The sequence below is a fragment of the Mesorhizobium sp. M2A.F.Ca.ET.067.02.1.1 genome (assembly GCF_004023285.1).
Lineage (GTDB): Bacteria > Pseudomonadota > Alphaproteobacteria > Rhizobiales > Rhizobiaceae > Mesorhizobium.
Window position 1 is genome coordinate 1 of the sequence record NZ_RZSB01000829.1, and the last position, 2,477, is coordinate 2,477.

The following is a 2,477-nucleotide window of genomic DNA, read 5'->3' on the forward strand; positions in this document are numbered from 1 at the left end:
GAACTCATGCGGCTCGGCCGGCGCGACAAGGCTTTGCAGATAGTGATGATCGCCGCCGACCGGCGACAGCGGCAGGCTTTCGACCGCGCCGCCCCCCCTTTCGATGGCGACGTTCGCTTGCAGGCCCTCGGCATGGCGCGAGAGGCGCAGCCGAATGCGCTCGCCCTGAGGCGTGTCGACGATCTCGAGCAGCCCGCTAGCCAGCTTGCCCGACACCAGGAACGGGTCAGGCGCTTGATGGTGACCGCCCTCGGCCTCGGGCGCGGCAAAGCGCACCGTGGCGACGTCGAGCGCGGGAATGTGCGCGAAGAGCTCCGTCTTCAGCGACGCGGCGATGTTGTTGGCGGCGGCGAGCAGCAGCCCGTCATTGACCGCGATCTCCACATCGACATGCAGCTTGTGGCCGAGCCAGCGGGCCTTCGCGTCGACCACCCTGTCGATCCCGGCGACATGGTCGGCGGCGTGATGAACCTCGTCGACTAGCCCCGGCCCCACACCGTCGAGCATGCGCGTTAGCACGGAACGCGCCGACTGCCAGACGATGCCGAAAATGGCGATGGTGATCAGCAGGCCGATGATCGGGTCGGCGAGCGGGTAGCCAAGCCAGACGCCGACCGCGCCGGCAACGACGGCAAGGCTGGTCAGCCCGTCGGTGCGCGCGTGGTAACCATCGGCGATCAGGGCCGCGCTGTTGATCTGACGGCCGACGCGGATGCGGAAGACGGCCACCGCCTCATTGCCGAGGAAGCCGATGACGCCGGCAGCGGCCAGCCAGCCCAGGAACCGGACCGGCTGCGGATTGAACAGGCGATCGATCGCCTCGTAGCCGGCAACCAGCGCGCTCGCCAGGATGATCAACACGATGACGATGCCGGCAAGATCCTCGACGCGACCGAGGCCGTAGGTGAACGTTCGGGTCGGCCTGCGTCGCGCCAGCACGAAGGCGATCCAGAGCGGGATGGCCGTCGTCGCGTCGGCGATGTTGTGGATGGTGTCGGCAAGCAGCGCCACGCTGCCCGAGAACAGGACGACGGCGAGCTGCAGCGCTGCCGTTATCGCCAGGATGACGAACGACCATTTGATCGCCCAGATGCCGCGCTCAGTCGTGGCGATCGTCGCATCGATCACGCCATGCGTGTGCCCGTGCGGCCCGTCATGGCCGTGCCCGCCGTGTTCATGTCCGTCGTGGTCATGCCCGTGCGAGCCGAAGCCAAACCAGTCGAGAATCCTCGTCAACATGGGCCGCCTCACAGATATTTGGTGAGCTGCTTCAGCTCTTTCAGCGTGTCCCTGGTCGGCTCGCCGCCCTCGACAAGGCAATGCTCCATATGGTCGTGGATGAGCTCGCGCTTGGCGTTGCCGACGGCGCTTTCGACGGCATGGAGCTGTTGCGCGAGGTCAAGGCATGAACGGCCCTGTTCGAACATGGTGAGCACGGCAGCGAGATGGCCGTGCGCGCGCTTGAGCCGGGCGATGATGTCGGGATGGGAGCTGTGTATCGTCATGGTTTAAATCCTATCCCCCAGGGTAGGATAGGGCAACCCGGGGGATGGACTACGTCCGACAGGAGTGAGCAGATCCGCCGATCGAGCTTGGGCGATCCTATCGGCGGGCCGATCAGGCCGACTTGCGGGCAGGCTTGGCTTTCGAGGGGGCCTTGATGCCTTCCTTGGCGAGACTCTTCCTCAGCACCGAGGCGAGGTCGACGACATTTTCCCTTGGCGGCGGCGCGGCCTTCGGCGGTTTCTTACCCTTGCGCTTGGCATCGATCATCGCGATCAGCGCATCCTCATAGGTATCCTCGAATTTCGAAGGATCGAACTTCGTCACCTTCTTGTCGATCAACAGCTCGGCGATCTCGAGCAGGTCCTTGTCGTATTTCGGTGACGTCAGGTCTTCGAAAACGCTCTTCTCCGAGACCATCTCGTCGCGGGTGCGCAGTTCGGTGAGCAGCATGCCCTTGCCGAAAGGCTGGATGACGACCTCGCGGCCGCGCTGGTAGAGTACGACGCAGGACCTTGCGGCGACGCGCTTCTTCTTCATCGCCTCGCGCAGCACGCTGAAGGCCTCGAGCGCGGCGCCGTCGGCGGGGATGAGATAATAGGGCTTTTCCAGATAGCGGGTGTCGATCTCGTCAAGAGCGACGAACTCGTCAACCTCCAATGTATGCGCCGAGGTGAGCTTCAGCTTCTTGATCTCATCCGGCTCGATCTCGATGAAATCGTCCTTCTCGGCCTCGAAGCCCTTGGTCTGGTCCTGGGCCTCGACGACATGGCCGGTCTGCTCGTCGACATAGGCGCTTTTCACCGGCAGGCCGTCCTTGCGGTTCAGGATCCTGAAATGAACTTTTCCGGTTTCGCTGGTCGCGCCGACCAGCTTCACGCCACACGAGACCGACCCAACCTTGAGAAAACCCTTCCAGACCGCGCGTGGCGCAACCATGTGCCATTCCTGTTGTCGTTGCGATCAACAGGAAC

Annotated in this window: 3 protein-coding genes; all 3 read right to left on the bottom strand. The window is 63.9% G+C overall.

Features of this window, described 5'->3' with window-relative positions:
- Positions 1-1,239, bottom strand: a 1,239-nt coding sequence (locus EOA28_RS32410; RefSeq protein ID WP_148670998.1) for a cation diffusion facilitator family transporter, incomplete at its 3' end; no start/stop codon positions are given.
- A gap of 8 nt (positions 1,240-1,247) precedes the next feature.
- A complete protein-coding gene (locus EOA28_RS32415; RefSeq protein WP_040973109.1) occupies positions 1,248-1,505 on the bottom strand; it encodes a metal-sensing transcriptional repressor in 258 nt (85 codons plus the stop codon).
- 112 nt (positions 1,506-1,617) lie between these two features.
- A complete protein-coding gene (locus EOA28_RS32420) occupies positions 1,618-2,442 on the bottom strand; it encodes a Ku protein (RefSeq protein ID WP_127253118.1) in 825 nt (274 codons plus the stop codon).
- Positions 2,443-2,477: the final 35 nt, after the last annotated feature.